19 protein-coding genes are annotated in these 15,717 nt (G+C 30.8%); all 19 read left to right on the top strand.

The window, feature by feature from the left end; genetic code table 11:
- Positions 1–13: 13 nt before the first annotated feature.
- The 19 genes from minD to KQI86_RS04355 all read left to right on the top strand — a co-directional run bounded on the left by minD (position 14) and on the right by KQI86_RS04355 (position 15,576).
- Complete coding sequence (gene minD / locus KQI86_RS04445) at positions 14–811, top strand: septum site-determining protein MinD (protein ID WP_216437932.1); 798 nt, start codon at positions 14–16, stop codon at positions 809–811.
- An 11-nt stretch (positions 812–822) separates the two neighbouring features.
- The gene (gene minE / locus KQI86_RS04440; RefSeq protein WP_216437931.1) at positions 823–1,089 is read left to right on the top strand and encodes a cell division topological specificity factor MinE; all 267 of its coding nucleotides are present in this window, start codon (positions 823–825) and stop codon (positions 1,087–1,089) included.
- Between the two features lie 294 nt (positions 1,090–1,383).
- Positions 1,384–2,505: a rod shape-determining protein RodA gene (rodA, locus tag KQI86_RS04435; RefSeq protein ID WP_216437930.1), complete on the top strand. Its 1,122-nt coding sequence runs from the start codon at positions 1,384–1,386 to the stop codon at positions 2,503–2,505.
- An 11-nt stretch (positions 2,506–2,516) separates the two neighbouring features.
- Complete coding sequence (gene mgsA, locus KQI86_RS04430) at positions 2,517–2,891, top strand: methylglyoxal synthase (RefSeq protein WP_216437929.1); 375 nt, start codon at positions 2,517–2,519, stop codon at positions 2,889–2,891.
- 191 nt (positions 2,892–3,082) lie between these two features.
- The gene (locus KQI86_RS04425; RefSeq protein ID WP_216437928.1) at positions 3,083–3,850 is read left to right on the top strand and encodes a M23 family metallopeptidase; all 768 of its coding nucleotides are present in this window, start codon (positions 3,083–3,085) and stop codon (positions 3,848–3,850) included.
- 14 nt (positions 3,851–3,864) lie between these two features.
- Positions 3,865–4,722, top strand: coding sequence for a M50 family metallopeptidase (locus KQI86_RS04420; protein ID WP_216437927.1), 858 nt, complete (start codon positions 3,865–3,867; stop codon positions 4,720–4,722).
- A gap of 121 nt (positions 4,723–4,843) precedes the next feature.
- Positions 4,844–6,691, top strand: a complete 1,848-nt coding sequence (locus KQI86_RS04415) for a TIGR03960 family B12-binding radical SAM protein (RefSeq protein ID WP_216437926.1) — start codon at positions 4,844–4,846, stop codon at positions 6,689–6,691.
- Complete coding sequence (locus tag KQI86_RS04410) at positions 6,669–7,388, top strand: TIGR03936 family radical SAM-associated protein (protein ID WP_216437925.1); 720 nt, start codon at positions 6,669–6,671, stop codon at positions 7,386–7,388. Before KQI86_RS04415 ends, KQI86_RS04410 begins: the two co-directional genes overlap by 23 nt.
- Positions 7,389–7,416: 28 nt before the next feature.
- Entirely contained in the window at positions 7,417–8,859 is a 1,443-nt protein-coding gene (locus KQI86_RS04405) for an Rne/Rng family ribonuclease (RefSeq protein ID WP_216437924.1), read from the top strand.
- 118 nt (positions 8,860–8,977) lie between these two features.
- Positions 8,978–9,292: a 50S ribosomal protein L21 gene (rplU, locus tag KQI86_RS04400; RefSeq protein WP_216438341.1), complete on the top strand. Its 315-nt coding sequence runs from the start codon at positions 8,978–8,980 to the stop codon at positions 9,290–9,292.
- Positions 9,293–9,297: 5 nt separating this feature from the next.
- Complete coding sequence (locus KQI86_RS04395; protein ID WP_216437923.1) at positions 9,298–9,627, top strand: ribosomal-processing cysteine protease Prp; 330 nt, start codon at positions 9,298–9,300, stop codon at positions 9,625–9,627.
- Between the two features lies 1 nt (position 9,628).
- Positions 9,629–9,937, top strand: a complete 309-nt coding sequence (gene rpmA / locus KQI86_RS04390; RefSeq protein ID WP_216437922.1) for a 50S ribosomal protein L27 — start codon at positions 9,629–9,631, stop codon at positions 9,935–9,937.
- A gap of 56 nt (positions 9,938–9,993) precedes the next feature.
- Complete coding sequence (locus KQI86_RS04385; RefSeq protein ID WP_216437921.1) at positions 9,994–10,539, top strand: Spo0B domain-containing protein; 546 nt, start codon at positions 9,994–9,996, stop codon at positions 10,537–10,539.
- Positions 10,540–10,563: 24 nt separating this feature from the next.
- Entirely contained in the window at positions 10,564–11,838 is a 1,275-nt protein-coding gene (obgE, locus tag KQI86_RS04380; RefSeq protein ID WP_216437920.1) for a GTPase ObgE, read from the top strand.
- Positions 11,839–11,864: 26 nt separating this feature from the next.
- Entirely contained in the window at positions 11,865–12,155 is a 291-nt protein-coding gene (gene yhbY, locus KQI86_RS04375) for a ribosome assembly RNA-binding protein YhbY (RefSeq protein ID WP_216437919.1), read from the top strand.
- A 25-nt stretch (positions 12,156–12,180) separates the two neighbouring features.
- Positions 12,181–12,783, top strand: a complete 603-nt coding sequence (gene nadD / locus KQI86_RS04370; protein ID WP_216437918.1) for a nicotinate-nucleotide adenylyltransferase — start codon at positions 12,181–12,183, stop codon at positions 12,781–12,783.
- 31 nt (positions 12,784–12,814) lie between these two features.
- Positions 12,815–13,387: a bis(5'-nucleosyl)-tetraphosphatase (symmetrical) YqeK gene (yqeK, locus tag KQI86_RS04365; RefSeq protein ID WP_216437917.1), complete on the top strand. Its 573-nt coding sequence runs from the start codon at positions 12,815–12,817 to the stop codon at positions 13,385–13,387.
- A gap of 1 nt (position 13,388) precedes the next feature.
- Complete coding sequence (locus tag KQI86_RS04360; protein WP_216437916.1) at positions 13,389–14,657, top strand: LCP family protein; 1,269 nt, start codon at positions 13,389–13,391, stop codon at positions 14,655–14,657.
- Positions 14,658–14,673: 16 nt separating this feature from the next.
- Positions 14,674–15,576 carry an RluA family pseudouridine synthase gene (locus KQI86_RS04355; protein ID WP_216437915.1) on the top strand — a complete coding sequence of 301 codons (903 nt, stop codon included), beginning with the start codon at positions 14,674–14,676 and terminating at the stop codon, positions 15,574–15,576.
- Positions 15,577–15,717: the final 141 nt, after the last annotated feature.

The raw sequence follows: 15,717 nt of genomic DNA, 5'->3' as shown, positions 1-15,717 counted from the left end.
GAGGGAAAATTATATGGGAGAAGCTATAGTAATAACATCAGGCAAAGGTGGAGTTGGTAAGACAACTACTACTGCAAACATAGGTACAGCCTTAGCGTCTATGGACAAAAAGGTGGTTGTAGTAGACGGAGATACTGGATTAAGAAACTTAGATGTATTGATGGGACTTGAAAATAGAATAGTTTTTACTTTAATGGATGTAATAGAGGAAAATTGCAAATTAAAGCAAGCACTTATTAAGGATAAGAGATTTCCTAACTTATTTTTACTTCCAACAGCTCAAACTAGAGATAAAGACGATATATCAAAGGAGCAAATGTCAAAACTTATTAGTGAGTTAAAAGAGGAATTTGACTATGTATTGATTGATTGTCCTGCTGGAATAGAACAAGGGTTTGAAAACGCTATAATAGGTGCTGATAGAGCTTTAGTTGTTGTCAATCCGGAAGTTACCTCTGTTAGAGATGCAGATAGAGTAGTAGGAAAATTAGAAGCTAAGGGAGTAGAGGATCCTCAACTCATTGTAAATAGAATAAATTCAGACATGGTTAAAAATGGAGACATGCTAGATGTTAATGATATATTAGATAGTTTGGCAATAAAATTGATAGGTATTGTTCCAGATGATAAAAATATAACAATTTCAACTAATAAAGGTGAACCTATAGTTTTAAATGATAAAGCGGTATCAGGAAAAGCTTTTAATAATATAGCTAGGAGAATTATAGGGGAAGAAATAGCATTTCTAACTATGGATACCAATGAAGGTGGATTTTTGCATTCATTAAAGAAACTCTTCGGAATTAAATAGGGGTGATATTAATGGATTTTATGGGTTTTTTCACAAAAAAATCTTCAAAAGATACGGCTAAGGAGAGATTACAATTAATATTAATACACGATAGAGCGACGGTTTCTCCAGAGCTTTTAGATAATATTAAGGAAGAAATAATGAGTGTAATATCCAAATATGTTGAAATTGATAAAGATGAATTGGAAATAACCATGACAACTTCTGATGAAGAAGAAGGCAATTCTCCAGCTTTGGTTGCAAATATTCCTATAAAAAAAATGTTGAAAAGAAGATAATTTTAAAAGCTATGTATAAATTTATACATAGCTTTTTTGGAGCTACATTGATATAATCATACTTATTGGATAGCTAACCATTTCTAATATTCTATCTATTGAGATGAAACTTCTCCCTAAACAGGGAAGTAAGGGATTTGGACAAAATCAAAGGTTTTGCCTTACTGCCTAGGTGGGATATAAGAACTGTTAAGTTCCTGGATAATTTCTTCTAAGCTTCAGTTATAGTAGGTGTTTTTTTATAAGAGAATCAACATGAAGCTAGTGATCACTTGGTATTGGAGGGGTTTTACAATGTTAGATAAGTTTAAAATTAGTAAAAAATTATTAAAAGAATTGGATTTTGGGTTAATATTTGTGGTATTGATTATAGCTATTTTTGGAGCATTAAACATATATAGTGCTACAAAAACTTGGGCAGGAATTTCAGTATTTAAATCTCAAATAGTTTGGATATGCTTAGGATTAGTTGTTACATATTTTATTTTATTAATAGATTATTCTGTAATTCAAGGTTATGTTAAAGTCTTTTATTGGTTCAGTGTAATACTGTTATTCTTAAATGATACAATATTTAAGGCAACAGTTAATGGAGCTGGATCATGGATGAAAGTAGGGTCCATAACTCTAGGACAACCATCAGAACTTGCTAAACTAGCAATGGTATTAATGATAGCAAAAGAGTTAGATGATATGGAAGGGGAAATAAATAACGTAAAAAACTTTTTTAAGTTGTCTATGTATGCAATTATACCAATGATATTAATAGTTATTCAGCCTGATATGGGAATGACTATGGTATGCTTTTTTATAGTTCTAGGTATGTTTTTTGCAGCAGGATTAGATTTTAAAGTTATAGGAGGAGGAATCCTAGGGATAATTCTATTGATAGCTGCAGTATGGAATTCGCCTTTAATGCATGATTATTGGAAAGTAAGATTGATATCAGTAGTAAACCCTGGAGCTGATGAACTAGGTGCAAACCTTCAGCTTATACAATCTCAAATAGGTATAGGCTCTGGTGGAATAGTTGGAAAAGGATTTACTAAAGGAACTCAAGTAGCAGGAGGATTTATACCAGAAGTTCATACAGATTTCATCTTCTCAGTTGTAGGGGAAGAGTGGGGATTTATAGGGGCAATTTTTCTGTTAGCTTTATATGGAATATTGCTATATAAATTTATAAATATAGCAAGAACATCAAAAGATATTTTTGGATCTATGATATGTATTGGTGTAACTTCTACTTTTATGTTTTCTATACTTCAAAATATTGGTATGACCATTGGAGTTATGCCAATTACAGGTATTACATTGCCCTTTATGAGTTATGGGGGAAGTTCTCTTACCACGGCCTTTATGTCTATTGCTCTTGTTTTAAATGTAGGAATGAGAAGGAAAAAAATAAATTTCTAGGGGGAATCATTATGAACATAGCTTTAATAGCCCATGATAAGAAAAAAGAAGACATGGTGGATTTTGTGAAAAGATACAGAGAAGTATTTGAGGATCATCAACTTTTTGGAACGGGTACAACGGGAAGATTGATAGAAGAAAACACTGGGTTAAAGGTTCATAAATTTTTATCAGGGCCACTAGGAGGAGATCAACAAATTGGAGCACGTGTGGCAGAGGGGAGAATGGATTTTATAATATTTTTAAGAGATCCATTAACTGCGCAACCTCATGAGCCAGATGTAACTGCTCTTGTAAGATTATGTGATCTCCATTGTGTACCTTTGGCAACGAATTTAGGCTCTGCTGAAGTGTTTATTAAGGCTTTAAAAGCACACTACTTTTAAAATTTAAAATTAAGAATGAAAAAGGTCTTTTAACGGAAGTTAAAAGGCCTTTTTATTTACTATATAGTTCAACTTCTAATTACCAACTATTAACTATCCATTCTCAACTTTCATAGAAATAAGAGTAATATTTAAAAATTCATCTCAATATATATTTTATAGATTGTATTTTTATTTAAGGGGGAAAAAAGATGGGTAGCTATAATTCACAATATGAGGAATATTATAGAAATCTGAAGAAAAGAAAAGAGGTAAGTAATAATTATTCTAATAGAGGCAAAAATCAAAGGAGTATTTCACATTATATAACCAAAAGGATAATTAGAGATTTGGTTGGAGCTACTATGTTAGTCTTTCTAGTTCTTATGTGTAAAGTAATAGTCACTCCAAAGACTCAACTTCTATACAACTATTCTAAAGAAATAGTAAATAAAAACACAGATATATCCTCTTTAGGTATAAATATAAAAAATTTTAGTTTTAAAGAATTAGAAGAAAAGGCAACGAATATAATTGAAAGTGCAAAGAGCAAGATAACAGGTAAAAAAACTATGAATCAAAAGATAGGTGAGGAGTTTATTCTACCTGTCAATGGTTCTGTAACTTCAGGATACGGCTATAGGACGGATCCTATAGATAATAAAAACAAATTTCATCATGGAACGGATATAAGTGTTAAAGAAGGTACAGAGGTGAAAGCAGCTTACAATGGCAAAATTAAAGATTGTGGAGAAGATCCGGAGTTAGGCAACTATATATTAATTGATCACGGGGAAGGAATAGAAACAAGATATGCTCATCTAAGTTCCGTAGATGTAAAAAAGGATGGAACAGTTATTAAAGGTGAGGTAATTGGAAAGAGCGGAAAAACGGGAAAAGTTACAGGAGAACATCTTCATTTTGAACTCCTATTCATGGGAGAGAGTAGAAATCCTGAAAATTATTTATCAATTAAATAGGATGGGAAAATGACTTGATAAAAATAAATAAATACTTCATTCCATATTTATTAATATTATTTTATATAGGCTATGAAAAAAAACTTTTATTTTCACTTGCTATAGTGATTTTGCATGAAGGTGTACATTACTTAGTTGCACGATATTTTGGATTTGCAGGTTTTCAAATAGAAATCTTGCCTGTAGGGACAGTTTTGAAGTTAAGAGATATAGATGAAGCTTCAACTAAAGAAGAGCTGATTATATCTCTGTCTGCACCTCTTATAAATTTAATTTTGGCAGCAGTATTTTATATATTATTTACCATTAAACCTTTAAATATATATTTATTATTATATGAATGTAATTTAATTATAGGATTATTTAATTTAATTCCAGCCTATCCCTTGGATGGTGGGAGGATAATAAGAGGAATACTAAATTATAAATATATTTATAAAAAAGCAAATCTAATTACAGTTTATATTAGTTTAATTTTAGGTATATTTTTAATATTTATTTACCTTTTTTTATTTTTTGCAGGTAAAAGTAACATAAGTTTAGGACTTATAGCTTTATTTATTATTATTTCTTCTATAAAAGAACGAGAAAGGATAACATATATAATTATGGGAGATATTATTAAAAAGAAAAATAAATTTCTAAAAAGAGGATACATTGAAAATAGAAGTATTTCTGTTAGCTATAAAAGTACTTTGGTAAGTATTTTAAGCATAGTAGAAAAAAATAAATATAATATATTTTACGTATTAGATAATGAAATGAAAGTGATAGATTTAATATTTGAACAAGAAATTATAGAGGGATTAAAATTATACGGTAATATAACCTTAGAAGAATTCATGGATGTACAAGATAAAAACTACGGATGACGCATCTTCAAAAGGATAATTAATTATTCTTTTGAAGACTATTTTCCATGGTGAAATTATTTTCAATTTTAAAGTTAATATGGTATTATATAAAAATAAGAACCTAAGAGGAGGTATATTGATGAACTTAATTCCTGATGATATTCTATTTAGAGTAGAAAAGCCAGCTAGATATATAGGAGAAGAATTTAATTCATATAAAAAAGATAAAGAAAATATTGATATAAGATTTGCATTTTGTTTCCCTGATGTATATGAAGTAGGGATGTCACATCTAGGAATGAAAATACTTTATTATATCTTAAATGAAAGAAAAGATACTTATTGTGAAAGGGTATTTGCTCCTTGGCCAGATATGGAAAAGCTTATGAGAGAAAACAATGTTCCTTTGTATGGGTTAGAAAGTAAAGATTCTATAAAGGACTTTGATTTTGTAGGATTTACCCTTCAATACGAAATGAGTTATACAAATATATTAAACATGTTAGATATGGGTGGAATAACTATAAGAGCCTCAGAAAGAAAGGAAGAAGAGCCACTTGTAATATGTGGTGGTCCTTGTGCATATAACCCTGAACCTCTTTACGATATAGCAGATATATTTATTTTAGGAGAAGGGGAAGAAGTTTTACATGAATTATTAGATCTTTATAAAGAGTTTAAAGAAAAATCTAAGAGTGAATTTCTAAAAGAGGCATGTAGAATTAAAGGTATATATGTGCCTTCTTTATATGAGGTAAATTATAATGAAGATGGCACTATAAAGGAGTTTACACCTTTATATGAGCATGCGCCAAAGAAGATTCAAAAAAGGATAATTAAGGACTTCAATGAAATTTCTTATCCAGATAAATTAATAGTTCCATATACTGAAATTGTTCATGACAGAATTAATTTAGAAACTTTTAGAGGATGCACAAGAGGATGTAGATTCTGTCAGGCTGGAATGATTTACAGACCAATAAGAGAAAAGAAAAAAGATAAGTTAATGGAGTTAGGAGAACAGCTTCTTAAAAGCACAGGCTATAATGAAATATCTCTAACCTCATTGAGTATTTGCGATTATTCAGATATAAGAGGGCTTATAAATTCTTTAATAGAAAAACACCAACATGAGAAAGTAGGTGTATCCCTTCCTTCTTTAAGAATAGATTCATTTTTTGTTGATTTAATAAATGAAATACAAAAAGTTAGAAAAACTGGATTAACCTTTGCGCCTGAAGCTGGAACTCAAAGGATGAGGGACGTTATAAATAAGGGCGTAAATGAGGAAAATTTATTAAATGCCACAAGAAGTGCCTTTGAATCAGGATGGTCCACTATAAAGCTTTATTTTATGATAGGACTTCCTTATGAAACAATTGAAGATGCTATAGGTATAGCTACAACTTCAGGAAAAGTGGTAGACGAATATTATAAAATACCAAAGGATAAAAGGAAAAAGGGATTAAGGGTAACATCTAGCGCGTCCATATTTGTGCCTAAACCATTCACTCCATTTCAGTGGGAACCTCAATTAGAAGAAGAGGAAGTAATGAAAAGAGTTTACGCTATAAAGGATAATATAAAGAGCAGGGCTATATCTTTCAACTATCATGCATCTAAAGTAAGCTTTATGGAAGCTATTTTTGCTAGAGGAGATAGAAGACTATGTGATGTTCTTATAGAAGCATGGAAAAATGGAGCAAGATTTGATGGATGGTCTGAGTATTTTAATTATGATAATTGGATGAATGCCTTCGAAAATTGTAAGGTGGATCCTAATTTCTATGCATATAGAAAAAGAAGCTATGAAGAAATATTACCTTGGGATTTTATAGATATAGGAGTAAATAAAGAATATCTTATAAAAGAAAATGAAAGAGCAAAATCAGGAGTAATAACTCCAGATTGTAGAGAGGGATGTACAGCTTGTGGTGCAAATATAAATCTAGAAGGGAAGTGCTTTGAGGGTGCGTTATTTAGTTAAATTCACAAAGGAAAGCAATATAAAGTTTATTTCTCATTTAGATTTAATGAGGACTATTCAAAAGGTAATTAAAAGAGCGGAGCTTCCAATAGAATACTCACAAGGGTTTAATCCACATATGAGTATATCTTTATCCCAACCTCTCTCAGTAGGAATGTTTTCTAAAGGAGAGTATATGGATATAAATCTTAATGAAGATTTAGACCCCATGTATATTAAAGAAAAACTAAATGAAAACTCTCCTTCAGGTATAAAATTTATTAATGTAGTAAAACTAAACAAAGAAGGAAAAGATGGGAAAAAGATACCGCAATCCATGGCAGCTGTAGATGCAGCCAGTTATTCCATAAGAATAAAATATAATAATACTGAAGATTTGGACGGGGAAATAAAAAAAATATTCAATATGGAAGAGTGGAAGGTTGTAAAAAAAGGTAAAAGTGGAGAAAAGGAAGTAGATATAAAACCAATGCTTAAAAAAATCCAATATAAAATTGGAGAAAATCTATTGTCTATGGATGTATTAGTGAGTTGTGGAAGCAGGGAAAACTTATCAGCAGATATTTTAAGTAAATTTATCCTAGAAAATACTAGTAATGGAAATAAAGATGCTTTTGTTTTAATCGAAAGAGAAGAAACCTATGGAAGATTAAACAATAAACTTCTTCCACTTGATGAGTGTCTAGGAAAAATGTAATACTCTAATTTGACTAGAGGTGTTGAATTTGAAAGAGATATTCGTAGAACGAAATGGTTCTACATTAAGGATAGCAATAAAAAGAAATAATAAGTTAAAAGAGTGCTATATTGAAGAAGATTCAAAAGAGCCATTCCCAGGGGAAATATATAAGGGAGTAGTAAAAAATATAATTCCTGGTATTAAGTGTGCCTTTATTGATATAGGGCATAAAGAAAACTGCTACATGTATATAGATAGAAAGTTTAAAAATACTGGAATTAAAAAGGGCGACGAGATTCTAGTAGAAGTAGTTAAGGAAGCTATAGGAAAAAAAGGACCTAAAGTTACAACGGCAGTATCTATTCCAGGAAGATATTGTGTTTTAAATACCTTAGATAATGATGTAACTTTCTCTAAAAAAATAACTGATGAAGACTTAATAGCGTATATTAAAAATGGATTAGATAAACCAAAGGACATAGGACTTATGATAAGGACTAATGCCTCTAAGGTTACCGTAGATATGATAAATAAAGAAGTAGCCTATCTGTATAACATCTTTGAAGATATAGATAGAAAAGTGAAATATTCTTTAAAACCTGGACTACTCTATAAAGCAGGAGGAATATTAGGCAGGATTTTAAGGGACAAATTAGATGAAGAAACCACAAAAGTATATGCTAATAATGTTGAGGATTACGAAGAAATAGAAAGTTATATAGCTAACGCAAAAGATGCTAATGTTTTTTTAGAACTTCATAATGAGGAAATAGGATTATTTCAGTACTACGGCATAGAAAATGAAATATTAAAGCTTAGAAATAACAAAGTGCAATTGAATTGTGGAGGATATATAATAATCGAAAAAACTGAAGCTATGTATACAATCGATGTTAATTCAGGTAAAAATATTAAAGGTGAATCCATGAGGAAGACTGCCTTTATCACCAATATTCAAGCAGCCGAGGAAATAGCTAATCAAATTAGATTAAGAAATTTAAGTGGAATAATACTAGTTGATTTTATAGATATGAAGGATGAAGAAGATAAAGGAAAAGTATTAAATAAATTAAAAGATGGCTTTATAGAAGATAAAATCAAAACGGTTATATACCCTTTTACAGAGTTAAACTTAGTACAGATTGCAAGAAAGAGAGTAGGAAAGCTAATAGAGGAATATATGGATGAACCTTGTAGTTGCTGTAAAGGTAGAGGCAAAAGACTAAAGCTTTCTTATATAAATTTACTGATAAAAAATGAAATAGAAAGAATAAAAGAAAGTAACAATATTAAGCATATTTATATAGAACTTAATACTGTTTACGAAAAACATGTAAAAGATGATATTATTTCATTTATAAAGGAAATAGAAGCTTTAGATCTAGCTGTTTATTTAAATTTCTTTAATGGAGAAGAGTATTATAAAGTGGAACCTTTATTATTTTCTAATCAATTGGAAAACTTAAAAATGTATAAAATATACGGCTAAAAAACTTTACAAAGCCAGCCAGATATGTTAAAATGGCTTTTGTAGACCGCGCAGAAAAGGTTGCAAACATAGTATCTATGTACCTTAAATGGCGAGACTGGTTAGAGGAGGTGTTTTTATGTACGCTATAGTTTTGACTGGAGGAAAACAGTACAAAGTTTCAGAAGGAGACGTAATTTACGTTGAAAAATTAGAAGCTGAGGTTGATTCTACAATAGAATTAGACGATATCCTTGCTGTAAGCAAAGCTGATGGAGAATTCGTTGTTGGTAAACCAGTAGTTGAAGGAGCTAAAGTTACTGCTAAAGTTGTAAACCAAGGAAAAGGCAAGAAAGTTGTTGTTTTCAAGTATAAGAGAAAGAAAGCTTATAGAAAGAAACAAGGACACAGACAGCCATACACTAAACTTCAAATAGAAAAGATCAACGCGTAAGCCTTATGATCAAAGCAGTATTTAAAAAGAAAAGAGATAATATAGTTTCATTTAATATTAAAGGACATGCAAATTCAGCAGAAGAAGGATATGATTTAGTCTGTTGTGCTATTTCAGCTATATCCATAACTATTGCCAATGGCATTACTGAAGTTGCTAAAGTAGATGCGGATATAAATACAGAAGATGGTTTTCTAAGTTTGAGCTTAGAAGATAAAAATTCTGAGCAAATACATAAATGTCAATGCTTAATGGAAACTATGTTACTTGGATTGAAAAGTGTAGAAAAAAATTACGGTGAATATATAAAAGTTTTAGTAGAGGAGGTGGAGTAGTATGTTACTAATGAACCTTCAGTTATTTGCTACGAAAAAAGGTGTAGGTAGCTCAAAGAACGGAAGAGATAGTGAATCTAAAAGACTTGGAGTTAAATCTTCAGATGGTCAATTTGTTTTAGCAGGTAATATATTGGTAAGACAAAGAGGAACAAAAATTCATCCTGGTAACAATGTTGGCAGAGGTGGAGATGACACTTTGTTCGCTAAAGTAGATGGTATAGTTAGATACGAAAGAGTTGGTAAAAACAAAAAAAGAGCTTCTGTTTATCCATTAGGAATAGAAGAAGTTGTAGTAGTAGCTGAATAATACAAAGCACCCTGGTTTAGGGTGCTTTTTTAAAATTTATGTATCGGGGGAGAACTATGGGGGATCTTGAGAAAACTATAGAATTATTAAGAAAACAAAGGCATGATTTTATGAATGATCTTCAAATTATATATGGTTATCTTCAGATGGGAAGGGAAGATAGGGCAAGAGAAGCTATAAAAAAACTGAGTATGCATAATGAAAATATAAGTGAAATATATAGCTTAGGGGATAGTTATTTAGCCTATAGCTTAGAGGAGAATATAAGGAGAATATTAGGAAAAAATGTTGATGTAAATATAGACATAGAAATATCCAACTTTTCTAAGCCGCCCTTTGAAATAGACTACGATAAAAAAATAAATTTAGTAAATAATATATTTAATAAAGTAGAAAAAAGTGAATTGAATTCGTTACATATATATTTTTTTGAGGATGAAATAGGGCAGAGTCTTTTTATAGGTAATAACGAAGAATTGATTGATGAAATGAACTGGATGGAGAGCTGGGAAAAATTAAGTATAGAAATAGAAGGAATTTCGGTATACAGATGTATTTATGGGGATAATATTGCTTATAGAATTATATTTATAAACGATTAAAAAGTAGATTAAGAGGTGAGAAGTTTGTTTATAGACAGAGCAAAAATATTTGTTAAATCAGGGGACGGAGGAAATGGTGCCATATCCTTTAGAAGGGAAAAATATGTTCCATTAGGTGGACCAGATGGAGGAGATGGCGGAAAAGGTGGAGATGTAGTATTAGTTGTAGAGCCTAGCATGACTACTCTTTTGGATTTTACATATAAGAGAAAATATGTATCTGAAAGAGGAGGAGATGGTTCAGGGGCAAAATGCTTCGGTAAAGATGGTACGAAGCTATTGATAAAAGTTCCAATGGGGACTGTGGTTAAGGATGAGGCTTCAGGTAAAATAATGGCAGATTTATCTCATGCAGGAGATAAGTATGTAGTGGCTAAGGGAGGAAAAGGAGGAAAAGGAAATGTAAAATTTACTACTCCTACAAGACAAACTCCTAATTTTGCTGAACCTGGTATGCCAGGAGAAGAAAGAACAATAGTGTTAGAATTGAAACTTCTTGCAGATGTAGGATTGATAGGATTCCCTAATGTTGGAAAATCAACACTCTTATCCATTGTTACTAATGCTAAACCTAAGATTGCTAACTATCACTTTACAACACTAAGTCCAAATTTAGGAGTTGTATCATTGCCAGGTATAGAACCTTTTGTTATGGCTGATATACCAGGTATTATTGAAGGAGCAGCTGAAGGAGTTGGTTTAGGACTTGACTTCTTAAGACATATAGAAAGAACAAGATTACTGATTCATGTAGTAGATATATCAGGAATAGAAGGTAGAGATCCTTATGAAGATTTCTTAAAGATAAATGAGGAATTAAAAAAATATAGCGTAAAACTATGGGATAGACCTCAAATAATAGCTGCAAATAAGAGTGATATGCTTGTAGATGAAGAAGCATTTGAAGATTTCAAAAGAAAAGTTGAGAAATTAGGATATAAACAAGTGTTTAAGATATCTGCAGGGACAAATCAAGGATTAAAAGAGTTAATTAAAGAATCAGCTAGAATTTTATCAACTATACCTGTAATAGATTTAGAAGTAGAAGAAAAGGATATGTATGTTCCAGAAGAGAAGAGATTTACTTATACAATAAGAAAAGAAGAAGATGTATATGTTATTGAAGGAAGTTTTGCAGATAGGCTTCTTCAAAGTGTTAATGTTAATGATCCAGATGGATTAAGATATTTCCACACCGTATTAAAGAATAAAGGAATTATGGATGAATTATTAGAGCAGGGTATAGAAGATGGAGATACAGTAAGATTTAAAGACTTCGAATTCGATTTTATACTGTAATAATCAATATATTTAGGAGGATAAGAATGATAACTGGAAAGCAAAGAAGCTATTTAAGATCATTAGCTAATACTATGGATCCTATTTTTCAAGTAGGAAAGGGCGGAATAGAGGAAAATTTTATAAAACAGGTAGACTCAGCCCTAGAAGCTAGGGAAATAATTAAAATTTCTGTGTTAAATAATAGCGGATTAACTGCAAGAGAAGCTTCTGACATGATTTGTGAAGAACTAAGTTGTGAGGGAGTTCAGGCAATAGGAAACAAGCTGGTTATTTATAGGAAATCAAGTAAAAAGCCAAAAATACAATTACCATAGTGGTATATGAGGGGGTAGTTGTAATATGGAGAAAAAAGCTATATTTGGAGGAACTTTTGATCCCATACATAATGGCCACCTTCATATAGCCTATGAGGCTTTATATAGGTTAAACTTAGATAGAATAATTTTTATGCCCTCGGGAAATCCACCACATAAATATGAAAAAGATATAGCAGACTCTAGGATTAGATATGAAATGGTCAAAATGGCTATTAGAGAAGAGGAAAAATTCGAAATAAATGATTATGAAATAAGGAAAAAAAATATTAGTTATACTTATGAAACTTTGAGTTTTTTTAAGCATAATTATCCTAAGGTTATGTGGCATTTTTTAACAGGTGTGGACTGTTTAATGGATTTTGACACATGGAAAAATATTGATGAGATTATGGAAATGTGTAAGCTTATCGTGTTTAATAGGCCTGGATATGACAAAGAAAAAATATTAGAACAAAAAGAAAAGCTGGAAAGTGAACATAATAAAGAGATAATATTTCTAGATATACCTTTATTAGAGATATCTTCTACAGAAATTAGAAAAGCTGTAAAGGAAAATAGAAATATAAGATATTTTTTACCTGAGGGAGTATACAATACTATAAAAGAGTTAAAGTTATATATATAACTTTTTATATTGTGTCTAGGAGTTGATTTAGATGTGGAATGAGGAGCGTATAGAGGCCTTTTTGAAAGAAAACTTAGATAATAAAAGATATCAACATAGTTTAAGAGTGAGAGATACGGCTATAGATATGGCGAAACATTTTGGAATAGATGAAAATAAGGCAGCTATTTCAGGATTAGCTCATGATTGTGCTAAATGGATGAATGCTTATGAGCTAATTAATACTGTTAAAAAGAATGGATATAAAATAGATGAAGTCTGTGAAAAAAGTCCTCAATTATTACATGGATTAGCAGGAGCAATAATTGCTAGAGATACTATGGGAATTAAAGATAGAGAAATATTTAATGCAATAGCGTATCATACCACTGGTAAGAAGAATATGACATTACTAGAGAAGATTATATACCTTGCGGATTATATAGAGCCCTTAAGAAGGTATGCAGGAGTAGAAGAAATAAGAGAATTATCTTATAGAGATATAGATAGGGCTATGATTAAATCCTTTGATTTGACCATAAAATATATAATTGAAAGAGGACAAATGTTACACATTAATACTGTAGAAGGAAGAAATTATATTATAAAAGCTGTAGGTGAGTAAAATGGTTAGTAAGAAAAAAGGGGACAATAATAGTAAGAAAGGCAATAAAAGAAAGAAAAAAAAAGGTGGAAAAAAACTAGTTATATTGCTGACGATATTATTTGTTATTGCCTTTGCATCTAGCTTTCTATATTTCTACTTATTAAGTTTTAGTAATAATTCAAAAATAGGGGATGGAGTAGCTAACGTAGAAAGAAAAGAAACTTCAAATGATGAGCCTGTAAATATATTGGTAATGGGAGTAGACTACGGAGGCCCATACAATAAAAATGAACCGAAAAGAACAGATACTATGATTTTAGTAAGCTATAATCCTAAAGATAAAAAATTAAATATGATATCAATACCAAGAGATACTAGAGTGAGAATAAATGGTAAGGTTCAAAAGATTAATGCTGCTCATGCCATAGGTGGACCAAAATATTCAGTAGACTCTGTAGAGAGTTTATTGGGTATAGATGTACATTATTATGCTAAATTGGACTATGAAGGGTTTAGAAAAATTATTGATAGCATAGGTGGCATAGAGATGAAAATTGAGCAAGATATGTATTATGATGATGACACTCAAGATTTGCACATAAGATTTAAAAAGGGAGAAGTAGTTCATCTAGATGGTAAAAAAGCAGAAGAGTTCTTTAGATGGAGACAAAATAATGATGGAACAGGGCTTGCAGAAGGAGATTTAGGAAGAATTAAGAATCAACATCTGTTTATAAGTAAAGTTATAGATAAATTTAAAAGTCCAGCTATTATCACTAAGATACCTTCCATTATGTCAACTTTACCTAAATATGTGGAAACCAATATGAAACCAGACGAAATAATCAAGTATGGTTATTCATTTTTAAGGGTTGATCAAGAAGATATGGACATATCTACACTAAAAGGAGAAGCTAAATATGTAGGAAATGTATCATATTTCTTATATGATGAGAAGGCCAACAAGGATTTAGTTAATTCTTTAAAGGGAATAACAAAGGAAACCCAAGTACAAAGAGAAAAGCTGAAAATACAGGTTTTAAACTGTACTAATAAAAATGGTTTGGCATCAGAGTATTCATCTCGTTTAAAAAGCAAAGGATATACTGATGTTTTTATTGGAAATGGAGATAAAAGAGAAAAATCTAAAATTATTATTAAGGGTGTAGATAAAGACTTAATTGATAGTATAAAAAAAGATTTTAAAATAGATAAGGTAGAAAGTAGTAGTTATAAAGAGGGGGATTATAATATAACGGTACTATTAGGGGAAGATTATACCAAATAGATAAAAGGAGTTTGTTATGAGTAGTAAATTAAATTTTCTATTTGAGAAGGATGAAGAAATGCCTCTAAAAGAGTATCTAAAATTTCATTTAAAATTATCTTCTAGACTTATAAGGGGGGCTATTAGAGAGGATAGAATAAGAGTAAATGGAGAAATCGTAAAATTAAGCTATAAACTTAAAAATGGCGACTCCATTGACATTTCTATTCAGAAGGATGAAGAACAAAACATTGAACCAGAAAAAATAGATCTAGATATAGTATATGAGGATGAAGATATAATTGTAATTAACAAAACATACGGAATGGTTGTTCATCCTACTAAAAGTTACCCTAATGGCACCTTAGCTAATGGTTTGTTGTATTACTTTAAAAGTAGTGGTCAGAATTGCATAGTTAGATTGGTTAGTAGACTAGATATGGATACTTCAGGACTAATATTAGTTGCGAAAAACCAATTTGCTCATATGGCTTTAGCTAGGGATATGGGAGAAGATAGTTTTAAAAAATGGTATTTAGCAGTGGCACATAATAAGTTTACCGAAAAAGAAGGAACAATAAATCTCCCTATTTATAGAACAGGCGGAGAAAGTATAAAAAGAATCGTAGACCATAGAGGGCAAGAGAGTATTACTCACTATAAAGTTATAGAAGAGTATACTGCTGGGAGCTTAGTTCAAGTATTACTAGAGACAGGAAGAACTCATCAAATAAGAGTTCATCTAAGTCGTTTAGGAAACCCTCTATATGGTGACTCCCTTTATGGAGAGGAATACGATGATGATTTGCTTATTAATAGACAAGCGCTTCATGCATATAAATTATCTTTTCCACATCCAAGGACTGGAGAAGTTATAAGTTTAGAATGTGGATTGCCAGAGGATATAAAAAAATTAATAGAGGAACTAAAAAAGAGCTAATCTTAAAAAATTAGCTCTTTTTTAGTTCCTCTACCAGATACAAGTACTACATTGCTATCAAGTGATTCTTAGCTTCAGATGGAGTTTGCTTAAAAGGAATACTTACTCCAACTGAAGCTTAGAAGAACTTATCCAGGGACG

This window comes from Clostridium mobile (genome assembly GCF_018918285.1).
GTDB classification, from domain to species: domain Bacteria; phylum Bacillota; class Clostridia; order Clostridiales; family Clostridiaceae; genus Clostridium_AW; species Clostridium_AW mobile.
This window is presented reverse-complemented; position numbering and strand designations above follow the sequence as displayed.

What these genes read in the sequence shown, in the direction of transcription:
- KQI86_RS04425 (WP_216437928.1), top strand. Translation starts at nt 3,083, where the DNA reads ATGGGTAGCTATAATTCACAATATGAGGAATATTATAGAAATCTGAAG.
- rodA (WP_216437930.1), top strand. Translation starts at nt 1,384, where the DNA reads ATGTTAGATAAGTTTAAAATTAGTAAAAAATTATTAAAAGAATTGGAT.
- KQI86_RS04395 (WP_216437923.1), top strand. Translation starts at nt 9,298, where the DNA reads ATGATCAAAGCAGTATTTAAAAAGAAAAGAGATAATATAGTTTCATTT.
- minE (WP_216437931.1), top strand. Translation starts at nt 823, where the DNA reads ATGGATTTTATGGGTTTTTTCACAAAAAAATCTTCAAAAGATACGGCT.
- rplU (WP_216438341.1), top strand. Translation starts at nt 8,978, where the DNA reads ATGTACGCTATAGTTTTGACTGGAGGAAAACAGTACAAAGTTTCAGAA.
- KQI86_RS04355 (WP_216437915.1), top strand. Translation starts at nt 14,674, where the DNA reads ATGAGTAGTAAATTAAATTTTCTATTTGAGAAGGATGAAGAAATGCCT.
- yqeK (WP_216437917.1), top strand. Translation starts at nt 12,815, where the DNA reads ATGTGGAATGAGGAGCGTATAGAGGCCTTTTTGAAAGAAAACTTAGAT.
- minD (WP_216437932.1), top strand. Translation starts at nt 14, where the DNA reads ATGGGAGAAGCTATAGTAATAACATCAGGCAAAGGTGGAGTTGGTAAG.
- KQI86_RS04415 (WP_216437926.1), top strand. Translation starts at nt 4,844, where the DNA reads ATGAACTTAATTCCTGATGATATTCTATTTAGAGTAGAAAAGCCAGCT.
- yhbY (WP_216437919.1), top strand. Translation starts at nt 11,865, where the DNA reads ATGATAACTGGAAAGCAAAGAAGCTATTTAAGATCATTAGCTAATACT.
- KQI86_RS04360 (WP_216437916.1), top strand. Translation starts at nt 13,389, where the DNA reads ATGGTTAGTAAGAAAAAAGGGGACAATAATAGTAAGAAAGGCAATAAA.
- mgsA (WP_216437929.1), top strand. Translation starts at nt 2,517, where the DNA reads ATGAACATAGCTTTAATAGCCCATGATAAGAAAAAAGAAGACATGGTG.
- KQI86_RS04385 (WP_216437921.1), top strand. Translation starts at nt 9,994, where the DNA reads ATGGGGGATCTTGAGAAAACTATAGAATTATTAAGAAAACAAAGGCAT.
- nadD (WP_216437918.1), top strand. Translation starts at nt 12,181, where the DNA reads ATGGAGAAAAAAGCTATATTTGGAGGAACTTTTGATCCCATACATAAT.
- rpmA (WP_216437922.1), top strand. Translation starts at nt 9,629, where the DNA reads ATGTTACTAATGAACCTTCAGTTATTTGCTACGAAAAAAGGTGTAGGT.